Origin of the sequence: Kribbella sp. NPDC049584, from assembly GCF_040675555.1 — a bacterium.
Lineage (GTDB): Bacteria > Actinomycetota > Actinomycetes > Propionibacteriales > Kribbellaceae > Kribbella.
Map to the genome: position 1 here is coordinate 132,902 of NZ_JBFAPF010000016.1, position 20,317 is coordinate 153,218.

At 69.1% G+C, this 20,317-nt stretch carries 16 protein-coding genes; 10 read left to right on the forward strand and 6 right to left on the reverse strand.

The window, feature by feature from the left end; all coding sequences use genetic code 11:
* The first annotated feature begins 59 nt into the window (after positions 1–59).
* From AB0J62_RS38640 to AB0J62_RS38650, 3 genes are all read left to right on the forward strand, one after another.
* The gene (locus tag AB0J62_RS38640; protein WP_363882223.1) at positions 60–1,151 is read left to right on the forward strand and encodes a neutral zinc metallopeptidase; all 1,092 of its coding nucleotides are present in this window, start codon (positions 60–62) and stop codon (positions 1,149–1,151) included.
* Between the two features lie 26 nt (positions 1,152–1,177).
* Positions 1,178–2,506, forward strand: coding sequence for a neutral zinc metallopeptidase (locus AB0J62_RS38645; RefSeq protein WP_363882225.1), 1,329 nt, complete (start codon positions 1,178–1,180; stop codon positions 2,504–2,506).
* A 1,099-nt stretch (positions 2,507–3,605) separates the two neighbouring features.
* Positions 3,606–4,922, forward strand: coding sequence for a neutral zinc metallopeptidase (locus AB0J62_RS38650; protein WP_363882227.1), 1,317 nt, complete (start codon positions 3,606–3,608; stop codon positions 4,920–4,922).
* A gap of 25 nt (positions 4,923–4,947) precedes the next feature.
* Here the strand turns inward: AB0J62_RS38650 and AB0J62_RS38655 are convergent, their stop codons facing one another.
* Entirely contained in the window at positions 4,948–6,657 is a 1,710-nt protein-coding gene (locus AB0J62_RS38655; RefSeq protein ID WP_363882229.1) for a DUF2207 domain-containing protein, read from the reverse strand.
* Between the two features lie 66 nt (positions 6,658–6,723).
* Here AB0J62_RS38655 and AB0J62_RS38660 point away from each other — a divergent pair, with 66 nt between their 5' ends.
* The gene (locus AB0J62_RS38660) at positions 6,724–7,839 is read left to right on the forward strand and encodes a neutral zinc metallopeptidase (protein WP_363882231.1); all 1,116 of its coding nucleotides are present in this window, start codon (positions 6,724–6,726) and stop codon (positions 7,837–7,839) included.
* A 6-nt stretch (positions 7,840–7,845) separates the two neighbouring features.
* Here the strand turns inward: AB0J62_RS38660 and AB0J62_RS38665 are convergent, their stop codons facing one another.
* Entirely contained in the window at positions 7,846–8,775 is a 930-nt protein-coding gene (locus AB0J62_RS38665; protein WP_363882234.1) for an AraC family transcriptional regulator, read from the reverse strand.
* Positions 8,776–8,855: 80 nt separating this feature from the next.
* Here AB0J62_RS38665 and AB0J62_RS38670 point away from each other — a divergent pair, with 80 nt between their 5' ends.
* Genes AB0J62_RS38670 through AB0J62_RS38685 form a run of 4 tightly spaced genes read left to right on the forward strand, consistent with a single transcriptional unit; the run spans position 8,856 to position 15,617 of the window.
* Positions 8,856–9,665 carry an NAD(P)H-binding protein gene (locus tag AB0J62_RS38670; protein ID WP_363882236.1) on the forward strand — a complete coding sequence of 270 codons (810 nt, stop codon included), beginning with the start codon at positions 8,856–8,858 and terminating at the stop codon, positions 9,663–9,665.
* 52 nt (positions 9,666–9,717) lie between these two features.
* Positions 9,718–13,650, forward strand: a complete 3,933-nt coding sequence (locus AB0J62_RS38675) for a Pls/PosA family non-ribosomal peptide synthetase (protein WP_363882238.1) — start codon at positions 9,718–9,720, stop codon at positions 13,648–13,650.
* Positions 13,650–14,948, forward strand: coding sequence for a M1 family metallopeptidase (locus AB0J62_RS38680; RefSeq protein WP_363882240.1), 1,299 nt, complete (start codon positions 13,650–13,652; stop codon positions 14,946–14,948). The genes AB0J62_RS38675 and AB0J62_RS38680 overlap by 1 nt, the downstream gene beginning before the upstream one ends.
* A 3-nt stretch (positions 14,949–14,951) precedes the next feature.
* Positions 14,952–15,617 (forward strand): hypothetical protein, encoded by a 666-nt coding sequence (locus AB0J62_RS38685; RefSeq protein WP_363882242.1) that lies wholly within the window; start codon positions 14,952–14,954, stop codon positions 15,615–15,617.
* Positions 15,618–15,642: 25 nt separating this feature from the next.
* Here the strand turns inward: AB0J62_RS38685 and AB0J62_RS38690 are convergent, their stop codons facing one another.
* Positions 15,643–16,515 (reverse strand): LysR family transcriptional regulator, encoded by an 873-nt coding sequence (locus AB0J62_RS38690; RefSeq protein ID WP_363882244.1) that lies wholly within the window; start codon positions 16,513–16,515, stop codon positions 15,643–15,645.
* A 70-nt stretch (positions 16,516–16,585) separates the two neighbouring features.
* Here AB0J62_RS38690 and AB0J62_RS38695 point away from each other — a divergent pair, with 70 nt between their 5' ends.
* Complete coding sequence (locus AB0J62_RS38695) at positions 16,586–17,572, forward strand: nitrilase family protein (protein ID WP_363882246.1); 987 nt, start codon at positions 16,586–16,588, stop codon at positions 17,570–17,572.
* 24 nt (positions 17,573–17,596) lie between these two features.
* Here AB0J62_RS38695 and ispF read toward each other — a convergent pair whose 3' ends face one another.
* From ispF to AB0J62_RS38710, 3 genes are read right to left on the reverse strand one after another with little or no spacing between them, the layout of a single operon-like run.
* A complete protein-coding gene (gene ispF, locus AB0J62_RS38700; protein WP_363882248.1) occupies positions 17,597–18,067 on the reverse strand; it encodes a 2-C-methyl-D-erythritol 2,4-cyclodiphosphate synthase in 471 nt (156 codons plus the stop codon).
* Entirely contained in the window at positions 18,064–18,762 is a 699-nt protein-coding gene (gene ispD, locus AB0J62_RS38705) for a 2-C-methyl-D-erythritol 4-phosphate cytidylyltransferase (RefSeq protein WP_363882250.1), read from the reverse strand. The genes ispF and ispD overlap by 4 nt, the downstream gene beginning before the upstream one ends.
* Before the next feature lie 32 nt (positions 18,763–18,794).
* Positions 18,795–19,280, reverse strand: coding sequence for a CarD family transcriptional regulator (locus tag AB0J62_RS38710; RefSeq protein WP_130446326.1), 486 nt, complete (start codon positions 19,278–19,280; stop codon positions 18,795–18,797).
* Between the two features lie 275 nt (positions 19,281–19,555).
* On the opposite strand from AB0J62_RS38710, the gene AB0J62_RS38715 reads away from it, so the two are divergent.
* Positions 19,556–20,215, forward strand: a complete 660-nt coding sequence (locus AB0J62_RS38715) for a hypothetical protein (protein ID WP_363882252.1) — start codon at positions 19,556–19,558, stop codon at positions 20,213–20,215.
* Positions 20,216–20,317 lie beyond the last annotated feature (102 nt).

A 20,317-nucleotide genomic window follows, 5' to 3' on the forward strand; every position in this document is an offset into this window, starting at 1 on the left:
GCCCAATCACACCGTAGAAAGAGGGTCAGGTTGATACCGGGCACGATAGCGTCTGCGGAGTGTCAGGCAACCAATGGGGACCGGCTCCCGGGCAATTCGTCCCGCCACCGCAGGGTTACCCGGCTCCTCCCCGGCCGCCGCAGTACTACGCCACGCCGCCACCGCCTGGGCCGCAGTTCGGATGGGGGCCGTTGCCGCCGCAACCGCCGCGGAAGAAGTCAGCCGGCGCGGCGCTACTGATTGTTGCCCTGGTCGCCGTAGTTGCCGCCGGTGGCGTGTTCCTGTTCGTCAAACGCGCGCAGAGCAGCGGTGACGAGCCGACTGTCGCCGCACCACCCACTGTCACTACGTCGGTGCGCCCAACGGCAGCGGTGTCGACACGGCCGACTACCGCGCCCACTAAGCAGACGACCACCGCCGCACCGCCGAAGCCGGTGCAGGTCAACCCGGCGACGTACAACGCGACCCATCGGCTCTACAAGACCGGTGCGATGCGGACAGTGAACTGCAAGCAGGCGAAGACCGGTCCGGGTAATGGTGCGCAGGCATTGGCGTACTTCAAGACGATCAAGGCCTGTCTGGACCGCGCGTGGCCGCGACAGGTCGCTGCGGCCGGTGGGCGGTTCCGTTCGCCCGGTCTGGTCGTTTGGGGTGGCACGGTGAACACACCGTGCGGCAGCGGGCCGGGGCGGTCGTTCTACTGCCCGACGACCCACACCATCTATATGGAGTCGCCGTCGGTCGTCTCGTTCTACAAGCAGAACCCGACATTCGGCCGGATGGTCGGCAGCTTCACGGTGGCGCACGAGTACGCGCACTCGGTCCAGTGGATGACAGGGCTCGGCGAGGCCTACGAGAAGCTTCGCTACGACGCAACCGCCGACGGGCAGCTGCTGCTGAGCAGACGGCTGGAGCTACAGGCCTCCTGTCTTGGCAACGTGTTCCTCGGCTCCAATCGGGCCAGCTACGGCATCACCGGGTACGCGTACCAGATGTGGCTGTACGACGTGAACAACAGCGGCGACCGGCCGCCGTACCCGAGGGACCACGGGAGCACCACCAGCCATGGCGCCTGGAGCCGCGCGGCCTTTGCGAGCCGTAACCCGTCGAGTTGCAACACCTGGTCGGCCTCGCCCGCCCGGGTAAGTTGAGCCTGGGCTCCGGTAGCGTCACCGCTGTGTCAGGCAACCAATGGGGTCCACCGCCCGGGCAGCAGTACCCGCCACAGCAGCCACCGCCGTGGCAGCCGGGACCGGGTCAGCAAGCGCCCGGGTACGGCGGACAGCCTGGCCGTCCGCCGCAAGGACCGCAAGGACCACAAGGACCGCCGCCGGGACCGCCGTACCAAGGTCCGCCTGGTCCGCCGTATCAGGGGCAACCGTTCCCAGGGCAGCCGTATCAAGGCCGGCCGTTCCAGGGGCAGCCGTTCCACGGTCAGCCGCAGTTCGGCTGGGGTGCGGGTGCGCCGCCCGGTGGACCGCGTCCGCCGAAGAAGGGCCGTGGCGGAGTGATCGCGCTGTTCGTGGTCCTGGGCGTGGTGGTTGTCGGAGTGATCGGGCTGAAGATCGCCTCGTCGATCCTGAAACCCCACGGCGACCCGTCGTACGCCGAGCCGACCACCACGTCGTCGTACAGCCCCACGACCGAACCGTCGACCGAGCCGTCCGGCCAGCCGACCACCAGGCCCACGGTGAGGCCGACCACCCGGCCGACCACGCAGGCGCCGCTGCCGACCACGTCCCGCTCGACGGCGAGCAGCACGCCGACGACCAACCCCGGGCCGAGCGACACCGACCTGGTGGTGCGGAACAAGCTGTACAAGGTCGGCGCGATGAGGTCCGTGAACTGCAAGGAGTCCAAGTCCCGGCAGAGCACCGCGGCTGGCGCCCGGGCCAACTACAAGAACCTGCTGGCCTGCCTGAACAAGGCGTGGGCGCCGATGATCACCAAGGCCGGCGGGCGCTTCCGGTCCCCGAACGTGATCACGTTCAGCGGCACCGTGCAGTCGCCGTGCGGAGCCCACAGCGACACCGGGCCGCCGTTCTTCTGCGGCACCAACGACACGATCTACATGAACCTGACCGAGGACGTCGGGAACTACAACAGGTACACCCAGTCGTACAGCAAGGTCTGGGCGCGGATGTGGATGCTGCACCAGTTCGCCCACGAGTACGGGCACCACGTGCAGAACCAGACGGGGATCCTGCAGGCGTACGCGCGGATCCGGTACGAGCGGGCGACGTACACACAGGAGTTGCAGGACAGCCGGCGGCTGGAGTTGCAGGCGTCGTGCTTCTCGGACATCTTCATCGGCTCGAACCGGCGCAGCTACCCGATCACCGGGCAGTCGCTGGTCCAGTGGCGATGGCTGATCGCCAACACGATCGACAACGGGAACGACCACGGCGCCCCGCCGATCCACAACTACTGGGCACTGCGCGGGTGGAACGGCCGCAACCCGAACGCGTGCAACACCTGGGCCGCATCGGCGGCGCAGGTGAAGTAGGTGAGAACCAGTTCGTGACGACTGGCCGGGGTAGCTAGCCTGGTGCGTCCGGATCGCGCAAAGTATGTCCGGGGGAATCGGCATCCGGCACCCCCACCGAGCAAGGTCGTGAGGAGTATCGATGTCGGACAACTGGAACCAGCCCCCGGGGAGCGACCCGGCTGACGATCAGCCGAACCGCCCACCGGAGCACGGTCCCGGGCAGAACCCCCACCACCCCGGCGCAGACGAGCAAGGTCCCGGACAGGGCCAGGGCGCTTCCGGGGAGAGCCGGCGCGGCCCCGCCACGAGCGGTCCTCGGCAGGGGCCGGGCGGTCCTGGGGACAGCCGACGTGGGCAGTCGTGGTGGATCGGTGACACCGACGCCAAGCGCGAGTTCCAGAACCCGTCACAGGCCGAGCCTCCCGCCAACAACTGGTTCGCCGGCGGCTGGAACCCCACCCGCCGCGAACACCCCGACCAGCCCGCCCCGAACCAACCAGTCCAGGGCCCGAGCCAGGGTTCGGGCCCGGGCCAGCGCCGTCCGCAACAATCCGGCCCACAGCAGTCGGGCCCACAGCCGTCGGGCCCGCAACAGTCCAGCTCACAGCAATCGGGCCGGCAGCAGCCCCGTCCGCAGCAGTCCGGTCCTGCTCGCCCGGGCCCGAGCCAGTCGGGTGCCAACCAGCCCGGCCGTCAGCAGCCCGGACCACAACAGCCCGGTCCGAGCCAGTCCGGTCCGAGCCAGTCGGGTCCAAACCAGTCCGGTCCCAACGAGCCCGGCTCACGCCGGTCTGGGCCCAACCAGGCCGGGCCGAACCAGTCGGGCAAACAGCCCGGCCCGAGGCAGTCGGGTCCCAATCAGCCTGGACCGAACCAAGGGGGTTCTGGCCGGCCTGGGGCCAGCCAGTCGAGTCCGTGGCAGGCCGGGCCGCCGCAGGTCGACCCCTGGCAGACCAACCCGACGTCGTCCACTCCGCAGTCGGACTCGTTCTGGTCGCAGTCCGCCCCGACCCACCAGAGCCCCAAGCAGTCCGGCCCCGACAAGCCGTCCCAGTCCAGCTCACCGCAGTCCGGAGCGTCACAAGCCGGGGCTTCCTGGTCCGCACAGTCGTGGACGTTGCGCGACGACTCTGCAGGCGGCAGCGAGTCGCAGGACGAGTCCTCCCAAGCCGGTGCCGGTCAGTCCGGGACCGGGCAGGGATGGTCAGCGACAGGGCAGTCCGGTTCGAGTGCGTGGCAGGCCGCGCCGTCGCAGCCGCCGCAGCGGGATCAGAGCGGTCCGCGCTCCGAAGACTCCTACTTGTGGGGCCCGGCCAACCAGACTCAGCAGCCAACGTCCCCGTGGAGCAACGCGCTCTCACCACAGCAGCAGTCCGCTCCCCGCCACGCCGCACCCCAAGGTGGTCCGGGCCAGATCGGGCCGATGGGTCAGCCTGTCCAGCAGGCACCGAACTGGCAGTACCCGCCGATCCCGATCCCGCAGCCACCGGGCGGCCGCCGTCGTCGTAAGAAGAAGGTCTCGCGCAATCTGCTGATCCTCCTGGTCGCGCTGGCTGTACTCGTGGTCGGCTCCGGCATCACCCTGCTCGTCCGCAGCGTCGGTGGCGGTGACGACCCGCAGGCCAAGGACAGCCCGACGGCGCCCGTGTCCGAGTCGTCCTCGTCCCCGTCCGAGAGCCCGTCGACCTCACCGAGCCCGTCCACGCCCCGCGGCCCGACAGCCGACGAGGTCGTGAAGGGCAGCGCGCTCTACAAGGTCGGCCCGGTCGCCGCGTCCAAGTGCGCGGAGCCGCCGTTCGCACCGGTCACGGTCCCCGCAGCGCAGCAGTACTACAACCGCCTGCTGCCCTGCCTCAACCGGACCTGGTGGCTGGCGATGAAGAAGGCCAACCTGCCGTTCCGCAACCCGAAGGCAGTCGTGTACGTCGGCAAGACGCCGTCACCGTGCGGGATCCAGCGCAGTGTGCGGGCGGCGTACTGCGCCGCGAACGAGACGATCTACCTGCCGTTCAGCGTGGACAACGGGTACTACCGGACCAACCCGGTCTACGCGCGTGCGGTCATGCTGAACACGTTCGCCCACGAGTACGGGCACCACGTGCAGAAGCTGAGCGGGATCCTCGCCTCGTCGATGTCCCGGCAGCAGTCGATGACGCCGAACCAGAAGCTCCTCGAGAGCCGTCGGCGCGAACTGCAGGCAACCTGCCTCGGCGCCGTGTACCTCGGCGCCAACGCGGCGTTCACGCCGATGAACGGCCCGCTGCTCGCCAACTGGAAGTTCCTGATCTCCCACTCCGGTGACGACTACGCCCGGCCGCGCGTGCACGATCACGGCAACCGGGTGAGCAACTATCAGTGGTCGATCAGCGGTTTCAACAGCAAGAAGCCGGACGCCTGCAACACGTTCACCGCAGCAGACGTCCGGGTGAACTAGCTCGCAACAGCGCAGCCGCCGCCCGTCAGCCGAACAGCCGGCGGGCGGTGGTCAGCGAGCCGCCGAACGCGGTCACGAAGTTGCTGAGCGACTCCCCGATGTCCGACAGGTGCCAGTTCTCCGGTCCGGAGTACCAGCCGATGCCGGCGTCGGGGTCGTCGTCGTCATCGGTCGCTGCGATCTCCAGCGCCCACTTCTCGGTCAGCCCGAGCACCGCGGCGTACGGCAGGCAGCGGGACGCGAACTCGAGCCGGTGGCTCTGCGGCAGCGTCGACGACGACTCGTTGGCCAGGTAGTGCTGCAGACCGGCTACGCGGCCCAGTACGGCGGCACCGCGCGCGGTCCGGGCCGGTGCGGCCTGACCGACCAGTGCGAGCACCAGACCGGCCGCCATGACCGCGAAGCCGACCAGACCGAACTTGGTGACGATCGCGAGCACGATCGTCAGTACGACGCCTGCACCGAGCAGCACGACGCCCGCGGTGGTCCACCGGTTCCGTACGGCGTCCGGGCGGTTGTTGAACCAGCCCTGCGTCACGACGTCGGCGTACAACTGCTCGCGGACGAGGTTGAGCCGTGGCCGCAGCGACGGGCCGAGTGCGGACACCAGCACGGTGTCGCCGTCCGCGAACACCGCGTCCAGCAAGGCCTTCTCGTACGGCAGGAGCTCCGGTCCGCCCGGGTGCAGCCGCTGCAACTCCCAGTCCAGCCTGCCGAAGTGCGACTCGCGTGGCTGCTCGACGATCGTCAGGTAGTTGCGCACGGCAAGGTCCAGCAGCGTGGCGGTGATGTCGACGACGTCGGCCGTCTCGTCCACCACCGTGCCGACCTGACCGGGCCGGATGCCGTCCGGCGCAGCGAACTGCGGGCCGTCGGCACCGTCGAGCACCGGACGCTCCGGCGCGCCCTCACCGACCTTCGCGGCGTCGCGGCCGCGGAAGAACCACAGGCCGACCGCACCGAGCAGTCCGATACCGAACACGATCACAGCCAGGCCGATCGTGCTCGAGTCCACGGTGAACGCCCGTCCGAGCGACCAGCGGGTCGAGTACTGCGCGTTCGCCTGCACTGTCGCCTGATCACTCAGCCCGGTCAGGAAGGTCACCCGACCACCCGCCGGTACGCCGTTCTGCTGGATCTGCAGGTCGGCGGACTCGCCCAGCTGGGACGACGTACAAGGCATGCTTGAGCCGGTGCGGCCGGCGAAACAGGTCACCCAGGTCGCGAACGGCACGCTGACGCTCAGGTTGGCCGTCGGGACCGGGACGGCGAAGCCCTGCACGATCGGCCAGCTCACCTCGCGGCCCTCGGTCGAATCGGCGACCACGTTGTCCACGGTGTAGCTGTAGACGATCTTCGACTGACCGGACACGTTCACCGTGAGCTTGCGGCCGTTGTCGGTGCTCTGGTTCTGGAAGCCCTGTGCAGGCTGGCCGTTCACCGTCGCCGACACGTCCTTCAGGTCGTACGTGCGATCGCGCTCGGAGTCTGACCGGACCCGGGTCGTCAGCGTCCGGCTGAACGTCGTACCGCCGGCGGTCAGGTCGACGGTCTCCTTCACCTGTAGCCGGCCGTCCTTGGCGAGCGTCGCATCCGCGGTGTACGCCGTGATCTGGTCGTCGGCCCGACCGGCTGCCTGGGCAGACACCGGGCTCAGGGCAACGAATAGGCCCGCTACCGGCGCGGTCAGACAGATCAGCAGGGCAGCCGGAAGGAGGCGGCGCTTCGGTGACATGGGTCGAGAGTAGTCTCGTGCCGGTTCGTGCAGCGAACTCGACCGACCAGCCTGGAGGCCACAGTAGTGAGCAGCCCGTACGGGTACGGCGGCCCGCCGCAGGGCCGGCCTCCCGGCCCGCCGCCCGGCATCCTGCCACCGCCGCAGGCAGCCCCGTGGCCTCCGCAGCAGGGCCAGTACGCACCTGGCCCCATGCAAGGCGGGCCGACCCAGCAGTACCCCGGTCAGTGGGCGCAGCAGCCGTACTACGGACCCCCAGGCCACTTCAACGGGTTCCAGCCACCGCGGAAGCGCGGCGGTCCACTCCGGCTGATCCTCTTCGGCTTCGTCCTGCTGATCTTCCTCGGCGTCTCGTTCGCGATCGCGTCCGCCCTGCTGGGTAACGGCACCGACAACACCGCGGACCCCGGGGTGACCGGCCCGTCGATCGTCCCGACACCGACGACGAACCCGCAGAAGGGGTCCGCCGAGGACTACCTGCTGAACGCCGATGTCTACCGCACCGGTCCGCTCCCGGAGCAGAACTGTCCGGCAGCGAATCTCGGCAGCGGCAGCCTGGCCGCACAGAAGGTCTACTACCAGCGTCTCTTCAAGTGCCTGAACGACGCGTGGCGTCCGGTCTTCCACGAGCTCGGGCAGGACAAGCCGGACCCTGGCCTGGTCGTGTTCGACCAGCCGGTCCAGACCGCCTGCGGCAACTTCCAGCCGCTGTCCGGACGCGTGCTGGCGTTCTACTGCTACGGCAACCAGGTCATGTACGTCGACGTGCAGCAGATGAACAAGGCGTTCGGACCGCAGGAGGACCTCGCGTATCTGATGACGATCGCGCACGAGTACGGGCACCACGTCCAAGGCGTCACCGGACTGTTCTACGCGCGTGCCGTCTACCTGCAGGACCACCCGGACCAGAAGCTCGAGAGCTCGCGCCGGAACGAGTTGCAGGCCTCCTGTTTCGGCGGTGTGTTCAGCAAGGCCGTGGAGAAGTCCTACCCGTTGACGAACCGGCTGGACGAGTTCAAGGAGCAGTCCAGCAACAGCTTCGGTGAGTCCCCGGACACGCCGGAGGACGAGCGGACGCACGGTCTGGCCACCAGCCAGGGCTTCTGGATCCAGAACGGCTTCAACATCGGCGCCAACAAGGCGTGCGACACCTTTGCGGTATCCGCAGACCTGGTGAAGTGAACGCCGTCAATCTGCCGCTCTGCGCCAGGTTGTCGGTGACTCGTTGTACGTGCGTTTGAAGGCGACGCTGAAGGCGAAGGGATCCTCGTAGCCGACCTGGTGGGCCACAGTCGCGATGGTGGCGGTCGTGGTGCGGAGGAGGTCGGCTGCCAGCGTCATGCGCCAGGCAGTGAGGTACGTGAGCGGCGGCTGGCCGACGAGCTTGGTGAAGCGAGCGGCGAAGGTGGCGCGGGACAGCCCGACCTTGGACGCCAACTCCGCGACCGACCAGCGGTGCGCGGGGTCCTCATGGAGGTGGCGCAGCGCATCGCCAACGCCAGGTGCGGTGAGGGCCTGGTACCAGGACGGGAGCCTCGCCTCGGCGCACCATGCGCGTAGAGCGAGCACCAGCACGAAGTCGAGCAGCCTCCGGAGTACGGCGTCCTGTCCTGGCTCCTCACGAGCGATCTCAGTGGTGAGGAGGTCCAGCGCTGGCCCTGTCTGCGGCGTAGCGGACACCACCGCGAGCGGAGGCAGTAGATCGAGCACCCACCGGCCGACGTCACCGCGCAGGTCGTACGCACCACGCACCATCGTCGTCGCGCCGGGTAGCCCATCGCCGTACGTGCGCGGCGCCAGGTACTCGCCACGCCACTCCACCGGATCGCCGTCGATCGTGTACTTCTGCCCGCCGCGGATCACGTAGTACGCGGGTGTCGCCGGATCGTCCGCGATCGTGTAGCTGCCGACTCCCGTGATCAGTGCGATGTCGCCGGCCGCCAGCATCGTCGGTACGCCGTCGTCCAGCCGCAGCCACGCGCTACCGCCGAGCGTCGCGACAACCGACAGCGACGGCACGTCGGCGTACGTCACCGACCACGGCCCGCGCGCGATGATCTGCCGGACCAGCGCATCGGTCGCCTGGGCGCGTTGCAGCAGGTCGCTGAGGACATCCACCAGTCCAAGCTAGACGATCACAAATGGATCGGCGACGCTCTCCCATGGATCGTCTGCGCCGACTCCCGTTGGCTTGCCCTATGAACAAGTTCCTCGTCCTCGGCGGCACGGGCACCACCGGCCGCCGAATCGCAGACCGCCTTCGCTCCACCGGCCACGAGGTCCGTACGGCGTCGCGCACAGGAAGCGACGTACGACTCGACCTCGACGACCCGTCCACGTGGGCGCCGGCGCTCGACGGCATCACCGCCGCGTATCTCATGGAACCTACGGTCCGCCCGGGAGACCGCCTGGCCCGGTTCGCGGAGGCGGCGCTCGCTTCCGGCGTACGACGGCTTGTCCTGTTGTCGGCATCCCGCGCATCCGACCCCAGCCATCCCCTGCACGCCGTCGAGCAGACCGTCCGCGGTTCCGATGCCGAGTGGACGATCCTGCACCCCAACTGGTTCGCGCAGAACTTCACCGAAGGCCCGTGGAAGCACGCGGTCCGTTCCGGCACCCTCGCCCTGCCGGCCGGTGACGGCCGTACGCCGTTCATCGACGCCAACGACATCGCGGACGTAGCCACCGCCGCTCTGACGACGGCCGATCACAACGGCCGCACCTACGAATTGACCGGCCCGGAAGCCATTACGTTCACCGAAGCCGCCAAGCATCTGACCGAGGCGGGCCGTCCCGTCGAGTACGTCGCTCTGTCTCCGGCCGAGTACATCGAACAGCAAGTAGCCCAAGGCGTTCCGCGGGCCGGCGCCGAACTGCTCACCGGCATCCTGGCCTCCATCGCCGACGGGCACGGCGGCGAACCGACGACCGATGTGGAGCGAGCGCTTGGTCGCAAAGCCCGTACTTTCAAGGCATTCGCACACGATCGGGATACAACAAGCGATTGAGGTGTTTGCTTCGGGTTATCCAGCTGATAACCATGCGGCGTATTATCCGGCCGTGACGTTGCGACGCGGGGAGTTGGCGACGGCCGCGCGGACGCTTGTGGATGTGCTTGAGGAGACGGCCAACAGGTATGCCGACGAGCCGGCGCTCGACGACGGCAGCGTCAGCCTCAGTTATCGCGAACTGCTGGAGCAGACGACCAAGTTCGCGAACCGCCTGACGACCGCGGGGATCGGTCCGGGCGACCGCGTCGGCATCCGGATCTCGTCCGGCCACAACGACCTGTACGTCGCGATTCTCGGCACGCTCCAAGCCGGCGCGGCGTACGTTCCCGTCGACGCGGACGACCCCGAGGAGCGCGCCGAGCTGGTGTTCGGTGAAGCAGCGGTCGCCGCCACCGTCGGCGACGAGCTCGAGCTGACGGTGACCCGTCCCCAGCAGCAACCGATCGTCGACAACGAAGCAGCCAACGGCGCCTTCGACTACCCGTACTCCGCGCGCATGGACGCCCCGACGGTGACCGATGTCCCGCGCCGCGGGGAGGGCCCGGAGACCACCGACGACGCATGGATCATCTTCACCTCGGGCTCGACCGGCGTACCGAAGGGTGTCGCCGTCACGCACCGCTCGGCCGCCGCGTTCGTCGACGCCGAGGCCCGCCTCTTCCTGCAGAACGAGCCGATCGGACCGGACGACCGCGTCCTGGCCGGCCTCTCGGTCGCGTTCGACGCGTCCTGCGAAGAGATGTGGCTGGCCTGGCGGCACGGCGCCTGTCTCGTGCCGGCGCCGCGGTCGCTGGTGCGGACCGGTATGGACCTCGGCCCGTGGTTGATTGCCCAAGGCATCACTATTGTCTCCACCGTGCCGACCCTCGCGGCGCTCTGGCCGCCGGACGCGCTGGACCAGGTGCGGCTGCTGATCTTCGGCGGCGAGGCCTGCCCGCCCGAGCTCGCCGAGCGGCTCGCGGTCGACGGCCGCGAGGTCTGGAACACCTACGGCCCGACCGAGGCGACCGTGGTGGCCTGCGCCGCCCAGCTCACGGGCGTCGGCCCGGTCCGGATCGGTCTCCCCTTGGACGGTTGGGATCTCGCCGTAGTAGATGCCGCAGGCAACGAAGTTGCCGACGGTGAGATCGGCGAGCTGATCATCGGCGGTGTCGGCCTGGCCAGGTACCTCGACCCGGTCAAGGACGCGGAGAAGTTCGCCCCGATGCCGACGCTCGGCTGGGAGCGCGCGTACCGCAGCGGCGACCTGGTCAGGTCCGATCCGCTGGGCCTGCTGTTCCAGGGGCGCGCCGACGAACAGGTCAAGCTCGGCGGACGCCGCATCGAGCTCGGCGAGGTCGATGCCGCCCTGCAGGCCCTCCCCGGCATCACCGGCGCCGCGGCCGCCGTCCGCAACAGCGCGGCCGGCAATCAGCTCCTCGTCGGGTACGTCGTACCGGACGACCCGACCTCGTTCGACAACGCCAAAGCTACAGCGCGGCTGCGTGAAGAACTTCCCGCCGCGCTCGTGCCGTTGCTCGCCGTCGTCGACACGCTGCCGACCAGGACGTCGGGCAAGGTCGACCGCAACGCGCTCCCGTGGCCGCTGCCGGGGATGGACAGCGACGGCCCGCCTGCCGAGCTGTCCGGCACTGCGGGCTGGCTCGCCGAACGCTGGACCAAGGTCCTCGGCGCCAAGGTGACCAGTGCCGACAACGACTTCTTCCTGCACGGCGGCGGCAGTCTCGCCGCTGCGCAGCTGGTCTCGGCCCTCCGGGAGAAGTTCCCGGACGTCACCGTCGGCGACATCTACGAGTACCCGCGCCTTGGCGCGCTGGCCGAGCGGCTCGACGAGTTCCAGCCGGCCGCGCTCGAGCCGGTCGAGCTGCGTGACATCCGGCCGACGCCGAAGGGCACCCAACTCCTGCAGACGGCGTTGACCCTGATCCTCCAGACCGTCGTCGGCGTCCGCTGGCTGGTGTACCTCTTCACGCTGAACAACCTGCTCGCCGAGCTGATCGAGCCGCTGCCGTGGGTACGGACCGTGTCGTGGTGGTGGATCCTGGCAGGCTGGCTGATCCTCATCAGCCCGGCCGGCCGGATGGGCATCGCAGTCGTCGGTGCCCGGATCCTCCTGCGCGGCCTCAAGCCCGGCACATACCCACGCGGCGGCAACGTCCACGTCCGCCTCTGGGCCGCCGAGAACCTGTCCGACGCAGCCGGCGCGGCCAACCTCGCAGGTGCGCCGTGGATCGCGTACTACGCCCGCGCGCTCGGCGCCAAGGTCGGCCGCGGCGTCGACCTGCACACGCTTCCGCCGGTGACCGGCATGCTGACGATGGGTCGCGGCGCGTCCGTCGAGCCCGAGGTCGACCTGGCCGGCTACTGGATCGACGGCGACCAACTGCACGTCGGCCCGGTGCACGTCGGTGCCGAGGCCGTGGTCGGTTCCCGCAGCACACTGCTTCCGGGCGCGGAGATCGGCCGGAACGCCGAGATCATGGCCGGCTCAGCCGTCTCCGGCAAGGTGCCCGCGAACGAGCGCTGGTCCGGCTCGCCGGCGGCCCGGATCGGTCGTGCCCGGCACCCGTGGCCGGACCATCGGCCCGCTCGCGCCCCCTGGTGGGTCGCGGCGTACGGCGTCCAGTCCGCGATCATGTCCTTGATCCCTGTCGCGGCCGCAGCGGCGGCGTTCGTCGTACTCGGACAGTATGTGAAGGGCACGCAGACCCTCGGCGACGCAGCGCTCAAGGCGCTGGAAGCGATCCCGTTGATGACGCTGGTCGGCTTCGTGACGATGGCGGTCCTCACACTGATCGGCGTACGGCTGCTCGGTATCGGGATCAAGCCCGGTCACTTCCCGGTCCGCAGCCGGATCGGGTGGCAGGTCTGGGCGACCGAGCGGCTGCTCGACTCGGCTCGCACCCTGCTCTTCCCGATGTACGCGAGCCTGCTGACGCCGTGGTGGCTGAGGGCGCTCGGCGCGAAGATCGGCCGCGATGTCGAGGCCTCGACCGTGCTGTTGCTCCCGAAGATGACCACCGTCGGCGAAGGGGCGTTCCTCGCCGACGACACGATGATCGCGTCGTACGAGCTCGGTGGCGGCTGGCTGCACGTGGCCGGCGCGAAGGTCGGCAAACGCGCGTTCCTCGGCAACTCGGGCATGACCGCACCCGGCCGCAGCGTGCCGAAGAACGGCCTGGTCGCCGTACTGTCCGCCGCCCCGAAGAAGTCGAAGGCCGGTACGTCGTGGCTCGGGTCGCCGCCGGTGAAGCTCCGCCGTCAGGCCGTCACGGGCGATCAGAGCCGGACGTTCAACCCGCCGTACAAGCTCAAGGTCGCGCGGGCGCTGGTCGAGCTGTGCCGCTTCGTCCCGATGATGTGCACGGTGCTGATCGCGCTCGGCGTGCTGTTCGCGCTGCAGGCGCTCGACATCTGGCTCGGTCCGCTGGCTGCACTGCTGCTCTCCGGCGCGGTGATCCTGGCCGCCGGCGCGGTCGCTGGAGGGATGGCGACGGTCGCGAAGTGGCTGATCGTGGGCCGGACGCGCGCGGTCGAGTATCCGCTGTGGAGCTCGTTCGTCTGGCGCAACGAGGTGGTCGACAGCTTCGTCGAGCTGGTCGCGGCGCCGTGGTTCGCGAACGCGGCGGCCGGTACGCCGGTACTCAACCTGTGGCTCAGGTCACTCGGAGCCAAGATCGGCAAGGGTGTCTGGTGCGAGACGTACTGGTTGCCCGAGGCAGATCTGATCACCCTGGGCGACGGCGCCACGGTGAATCGCGGCTGCGTGCTGCAGACGCACCTTTTTCATGATCGAGTTCTCTCCATGAGCACAGTCACCTTCGGGCCGGGAGCAACCCTCGGGCCCCACGGCATCGTCCTCCCGGCCGCCTCGGTAGGAGCAGGAGCTACCATCGGGCCGGTGTCTCTCGTGATGCGTGGTGAAGGTGTCCCGGCGGGTACCCGCTGGGCGGGGAACCCGATCGGGCCCTGGCAGGGCTGATGGTTGACGCTTATGTGCCCACCCATGGAAACGCCGGCTACAAGGTCGAGTCCTACGACCTCGAGCTCGACTATCGGGTCAACAGCAACAGACTGAGCGGCAAGGCAACGATCACGGCGTTGGCCACCCAGGCGTTGTCCCGGTTCAGCTTCGACCTATCCGGACTGCGCGCGTCCAAGGTCCTGGTCAACGGCCGCCGACCGCAGCGCTTCACCCAGCGTGCGGGCAAGCTCTACATCACCGCGAACCTGCCCGACGGCGCCGAGTTCACCGTCGACATCCAGTACGGCGGCAACCCCAAGCCCGAGGACAGCCCATGGGGCGAGCTCGGGTGGGAGGAGCTCACCGAGGGCGTGATCGTCGCGAGCCAGCCGAGCGGCGCGGCCACCTGGTTCCCGTGCAACGACCATCCAGGCGACAAGGCTCACTACCGGATCTCGATCACCACGGACTCGCCGTACCAGGTCGTCGCCAACGGACGGCTGGTGTCGCGCCGGGTGAAGGCGAGTCGTACGACGTGGGTGTTCGACCAGGCAGCGCCGATGGCGACGTACCTCGCGACCGTGCAGATCGGGTCGTACGACGAGGTGGGGCTGGCCACCACACCGGTGACGACCAAGGGTGCGGTGCCAGGTCGGTTGACCCGTGAGTTCCGGCACGACTTCGGGCGGCAGCAGGACATGATGAAGCTGTTCTGCCGGCAGTTCGGGCCGTATCCGTTCGGCGGATACACGGTCGTGGTGACCGACGATCCGCTGGAGATCCCGCTCGAGGCGCAGGGCATCTCGGTGTTCGGCAGCAACCATGTCGACGGCCGGCGTGGGTCGGAGCGGCTGGTCGCGCACGAGCTGGCGCACCAGTGGTTCGGCAACAGCCTGACCCCGGCGAGCTGGCAGCACATCTGGCTGAACGAAGGCTTCGCCTGCTACGCCGAGTGGCTGTGGTCGGAAGAGTCACGCGGCCTCACTGCCGACCAGCAGGTCTCGAAGGCGCACTCGCGGTTGAAGGGGCTGCCGCAGGACCTGATGCTGTCGGACCCCGGGCCGGAGCTGATGTTCGACGACCGCCTCTACAAGCGCGGCGCGATCACCCTGCACGTGCTGCGGAAGCACCTCGGCGACGACGCGTTCTTCGAACTCCTGCAGACCTGGACCAAGGTCCATCGGCACGGCTCCGTCACCACCGCCGAGTTCATCGCTCTGGCGACCACGTTCAGCCCGGACGAGGAAGCCCTCCGCCACCTGTTCGCCGCCTGGCTGGACTCCTACGAGCTGCCCCCGCTGCCGCGGAAGCGCTAGTCGATGCGGATCGGGATCGAGTTCTTCGGTGGGATGGCGGCCATCATCGCGATCGTGATCGTCGCCGGGCGTCACCTCCGGCGGCCGGGCTCGCCGAAGGGGCCGACCTGGCATCACATCGTCCTGGGCTGGGTGCTGCTGGTCGCGGCCGGCGCGCTGTACACGTTCCCGCCGCACGACATCGTGCTCTCGGTGCTTGTGCTGGTGCTGGGTGTCGGCTTCCTGGTGATGGGCGTCGCGACCCTGGGCGGCGGCAACTTCGGGTACTTCGGTGCGTTGGCCGGCGGACTTGCGGCGGTGCCGTTCGTGATGACGCCGACGCCAGTCGCGCTCTCCCAGGTCGGTACAACGATCACCTGCCACGTCCGCGGGTATCACGGCGACCCGGTGTACGAGTTCACCGCCGACTGCCCGAACGGCCACAGCTACGACTTCACCAAACACGGCTCGCACGACTTCCCCGGCGGCAACGTGCCGGTGATCGTCGACAAGCACGGCGTACTGCAGCCCGAGTTCGTCGGCGAGGAGAACGTGACCGCCGACCTCGTCGGCGGCGTCCTCTGCCTGCTCGTTGCCGCCGGCATCATCGCGGCCGCGGCCGTCCACAACCGCCGCCTGCACGGCGATGTCCGGCATGTCGTGAAGCCAGGCTTCAGCTCCGGCCCCTAGGCAGCGTCAGCCGGAACACGCACGGTCACGTCGCGCCCTGCCGCGCCACCTCGGCGGCGGCCTTCACAAAACGCTCGGTAAGTGGCGTCCTCGTCGCCCAGGCGGTCCCGATCCACCAGGTCGCCGCACGTCCCGGCAGCGGCACCAGCCGGACCTCCGGCGGCGCGATCCGCTCGGCAGACTGCGGTACGACGGAAGGCCCCGCGCCGGCCGCGGTCAGGGCGAGCACGGTCTGTAGATCACCGGCTTCCTGAAGTACTTGCGGATGGCAACCAAGCTCGGCGTACAGGCTGTTGATCTGCGCCGCCAGCCCAGGACCCCGCGAGGGTGTCAGCCGGATCAGTGGGCGGGAGTCGATCCAGTGGACCAGGTCGCGGGGAAGGTCCTGCTCCGCCTGGACCGCGAGCGTGAGCCGATCCCGTCGTAACCGAAGGTGTTCGAGACCGGGCGGCACCGGCAACCGCACGAACCCGATCTGCAAGCTCCCCGCCAGTAGCCGCTCGCACTGCACCGACGACGGCATGTCCTCCAGCGAGATCGTCACTCCCGGCCACCGACTCCGGAACAGCGCGACGGCCTTCGGAGCCAGCTCGATGCCGGACAGCCCGAACCCGATCGCCAGCGATCCCTCAGCCCCGGACGCGACCTGGGCAGCCCGTCGTTCGAAGGCCTCGGACCGGTCGAGCAACTCCAGAGCGTCAGGAAGCAGCAGCTCCCCGGCCGGGGTCAGCCGGGCGCCGTACCGACCCCGGCTGAACAGCACCGAACCGACCCGACGCTCCAGCACCTGGATCTGCTTGGTCAGCGCCGGCTGACTCGTCGACAGCTCCTCGGCCGCGGCGCCGAAGTTCCGCAGCCTGGCTACCGTGACGAACGCCCGGAGCAGACGGAGATCCATAACTCCAGGATATGGAATCGTGCCGAACGGCTATTGGACGTCATGAACCGATCGGCGTTTCGATGGTCGTATGACGTCCTTCCGCGCCGCCGTCGTCCAGTTCGAGCCCACTCCCGACCAGCCCGCGACCAACCTCGCCACCGTCGAGCGACTGGCCCGTGCGGCGGTCGCCGACGGCGCCCGGCTCGTCGTACTTCCCGAGATGTGTCTGCTCGGCTACTGGCATCTGCGCCGTCATACCCCCGAGCGACTCCACGAGCTGGCCGAGCCGGCCGACGGGCCGTTGATCAGCCGCGTCGTTGCCCTGGCCAAGGAGCTGGACGCCGGTATCGGGGTCGGGTTCCTGGAAGATGCCGACGGCTCGCTCTTCAACGCGTACGCCGTGTGCCTGCCGGACGGCACCGTCCACGTGCACCGGAAGCTGCATGCGTTCGAGCACGAGCAAATCGCGAGCGGATCGTCGTACACGGTGTTCGACACGCCGTGGGGCTTCCGGGCCGGCGTGCTGATCTGCTGGGACAACAACCTGGTCGAGAACGTACGGATCACGGCGTTGCTCGGCGCAACGGTCCTGATCGCCCCACACCAGACCGGCGGGACGAACTCGCGCAGCCCGTACGGCATGAAGCCGATCCCGCTCGAGGTCTGGGAGAGCGGCGACCGCGGGCGGATCGAGGCGGCGTTCAACGGGCCGAGCGGGCGGGGCTGGCTGATGCGGTGGCTGCCGGCGCGGGCGCACGACAACGGGCTGTTCGTCCTGTTCAGCAACGGCGTCGGCCGGGACGACGACGAGCTGCGCACCGGGAACGCGATGATCCTGGACCCATACGGTCGCATCGTCGCGGAGACGCCCGTCCCCGCCGAGGCCGTGGTGGTCGCCGACCTCGACCTGGATCTGGTGCCCCTGGCAACCGGCCGCCGCTGGCTCCGCGGCCGGCGCCCCGAGCTCTACGGCCTACTCACCGAGCGCCAAGGCAACGAACTCGATCCCCGCGCGGCCCGCTTCTCCCCGGATCCGGTCGACTTTGGGCATCCACCAACCACGGACAGCGCCTGAAAACGGTTGGTGGGTGCTCAAGGATCAGTAGATGAGCGCGGTGGCGATCGCGACGATGCCTTCGGCGCGGCCGGGGAAGCCGAGGCCGTCGGTCGTTGCCGCGCTCACCGAAACCTCGGCGTCGCAGGCAGCTGACAGCACCTTCTCGGCCTCTTCGCGGCGTGTGCCGATGCGTGGGCGGTTGCAGACGATCTGCACCGTGACGTTGCCGATCTCGAACCCGGCCGCCCGCACCCGGCGCGCGGCCTCCGCCACCAGCGCGACGCCGGCCGCACCGGCCCACTCCGGCTCGGCGGTGCCGAAGTTCGATCCCAGGTCGCCCAGCTTCGCGGCCGCGAGCAGCGCAGTACAGATGGCATGGGCGGCTGCATCGCCGTCGGAATGACCTGACAGCCCAGCCGGCTCGTCCGGCCAGTGCAGACCGGCCAGCCACATCGGGCGACCGTCCTCCAATGGATGTACGTCGACACCGTTGCCGACCCGCGGGATCTTCACCCGGACCGCCTCTCCGCCAGCAAGGCCTCGGCCAGCAGCAGGTCCTGCGGGCGGGTCACCTTGAACGCGTCCGGCGATCCTTCGACCGTCTGCACGGTCACGCCGAGCCGCTCGCACATCATCGCGTCGTCCGTCACGCCCGCATCAGCGCCCGCGGCGTGCGCGCGACGCAGCACCTCAGGGGCGAACCCCTGCGGCGTCTGGACGGCAACCAGCGTCGAACGGTCGGGCGTGTCGACGACTTCGCCACTGGGCCCGATCCGCTTGATCGTGTCCGTCACCGGCACCACCGGTACGACGGCTTCGGCGCCGGCTCGCACCGCCGCGACCACCCGCTCGATCGCATCGGCCGGGACGAACGCCCGGGCCGCGTCATGCACCAGGATGCAGTCGATCCCGTCGACCGGGACCACGTCCAGCGCAGCCCGGACCGAATCGGTTCGCTCGGCGCCACCGGCGACGACAAGCAGCGTCGCGTCCCCGACGTACGGCTCGAGTTCCTTGGAGACAGCCTCCTCCGCACCCGGTGGGACGGCGACCACGAAACAGCTGAGGTCGGCGGCGGTCGCTGCCTTCAGCCCACGCACCGCGTGGACCAGCAACGAATCGCCACCGACCTCTCGAAATGCCTTCGGTGTCTCTCCACCGAGCCGCAGCCCTAAACCGGCCGCGGGAATCACGACCGCGCTAGTCATTCAGAACTGCAGCTCAGACTGGGTCAACAGTCTTAGGAGGCGAGGACCTCGTCGAGGATGGCCTCGGCCTTGTCCTCGTTGGTGTGCTCGGCCAGCGCCAGCTCGGAGACGAGGATCTGGCGAGCCTTCGCCAGCATCCGCTTCTCACCGGCGGACAGACCGCGGTCACGCTCACGGCGCCACAGGTCGCGGACGACCTCTGCCACCTTCAGCACGTCACCGGAGTGCAGCTTCTCCAGGTTCGCCTTGTAACGACGCGACCAGTTGGTCGGCTCCTCCGTGTGCGGTGCACGCAGCACGTCGAAGACGCGCTCCAGGCCGGCCTGATCCACGACGTCACGCACGCCGACAAGATCGAGGTTGCACGCGGGGACCCGGACGACCAGGTCGTTCTGAGCGACGATCCTCAAGACCAGATAGGTCTTGTCCTCACCTTTGATCTGACGGGTCTCGATGTCCTCGATGACGGCCGCTCCGTGATTGGGGTATACAACCGTCTCGCCGACTGTGAAAGTCATGTGTGAAATGCCCCTTTCCAAGATCTATCCTACCACGCGGCCGGTGGTCCGGTTCTGGCGTTTGCGCTGGTCAGGGGCCATTTCTCGCCTTGACAAACGTTCTCTTGCGTGCCTCGTACGCGCGCGGGCCGTTGCCTACCGCCCCCTCCAGGGGCATCCCGCCGTCGGCCCCGGGGAGCCCGAGGGCTACGCTTTGGGGCGCCGGAGGCGGCCGCCTGACGGCGTCACGAACTGTCCTAGACAGTGTCGAATCAGCTTGCACGAGAGGGATTCCAGTGCCGATCACGTTGTCCTCGCGGTTCGCCCGGCGTACTGCGCTGGCGAGTGCCGCCGCCACTCTCAGTATCGCGCTGGCGGCGTGCAGCGCGAGCTTCAATGCGCCGACCCTGCAGCCGTACCAGGCCGCCGAGGGCACGAACTTCGAGTCCGGCCAGCTCAAGATCCGCAACATGCTGGTGCTGGCCGATGCCGAGGGCAAGGGCGAACTGCACAGCGTGATCGTCAACACCGGTGACGAGGCGGACACGCTGGTCGGCATCGCGCAGGCGGCACCCGGCACGCAGGACGGCCAGGCAGGCGCCGACCAGCCGACCGACGTCAAGTTCGAGGGCCTGACCCAGCCGATCGACCTGGCACCGCACACCGCGCTCCGCCTGCCGGGCACCGAGTCCCCGCCGATCGCAGAAGCCGGGGCCACGCCGAGCGCCACCCCGTCCGAGACCCCCTCCGAGACCCCGTCCGCGGCACCGACCGACACCCCGTCGGCCCCGACCCCAGGCGCGGAGGACGCCGGTCCGGCGATCATCGTGACCGGTGCGAAGCCGGGTCAGATGGTCAACGTGACCGTCACGTTCGGCAACGCCGCGCCGGTCTCGGCGTACGTCCCGGTCCTCACCGACGACCACTACTCCCCGTCCCCGGCCGGGAACGAGTAGCCCACCAGCACGACAGAACGGGCCGCCCCGGCGCGGGACGGCCCGTTCTTCATTCGTACGGCGGGCCGGTGACCGAGGCTCGCCGTACAAGCTCCTACTGGC

Bases quoted from the DNA above. Each gene is read 5' to 3' on its own strand.
- AB0J62_RS38655 (WP_363882229.1), bottom strand. From the start codon at position 6,657: ATGTCACCGAAGCGCCGCCTCCTTCCGGCTGCCCTGCTGATCTGTCTG.
- AB0J62_RS38670 (WP_363882236.1), top strand. From the start codon at position 8,856: ATGAACAAGTTCCTCGTCCTCGGCGGCACGGGCACCACCGGCCGCCGA.
- AB0J62_RS38680 (WP_363882240.1), top strand. From the start codon at position 13,650: ATGGTTGACGCTTATGTGCCCACCCATGGAAACGCCGGCTACAAGGTC.
- AB0J62_RS38685 (WP_363882242.1), top strand. From the start codon at position 14,952: ATGCGGATCGGGATCGAGTTCTTCGGTGGGATGGCGGCCATCATCGCG.
- AB0J62_RS38690 (WP_363882244.1), bottom strand. From the start codon at position 16,515: ATGGATCTCCGTCTGCTCCGGGCGTTCGTCACGGTAGCCAGGCTGCGG.
- AB0J62_RS38695 (WP_363882246.1), top strand. From the start codon at position 16,586: ATGACGTCCTTCCGCGCCGCCGTCGTCCAGTTCGAGCCCACTCCCGAC.
- ispD (WP_363882250.1), bottom strand. From the start codon at position 18,762: ATGACTAGCGCGGTCGTGATTCCCGCGGCCGGTTTAGGGCTGCGGCTC.
- AB0J62_RS38710 (WP_130446326.1), bottom strand. From the start codon at position 19,280: ATGACTTTCACAGTCGGCGAGACGGTTGTATACCCCAATCACGGAGCG.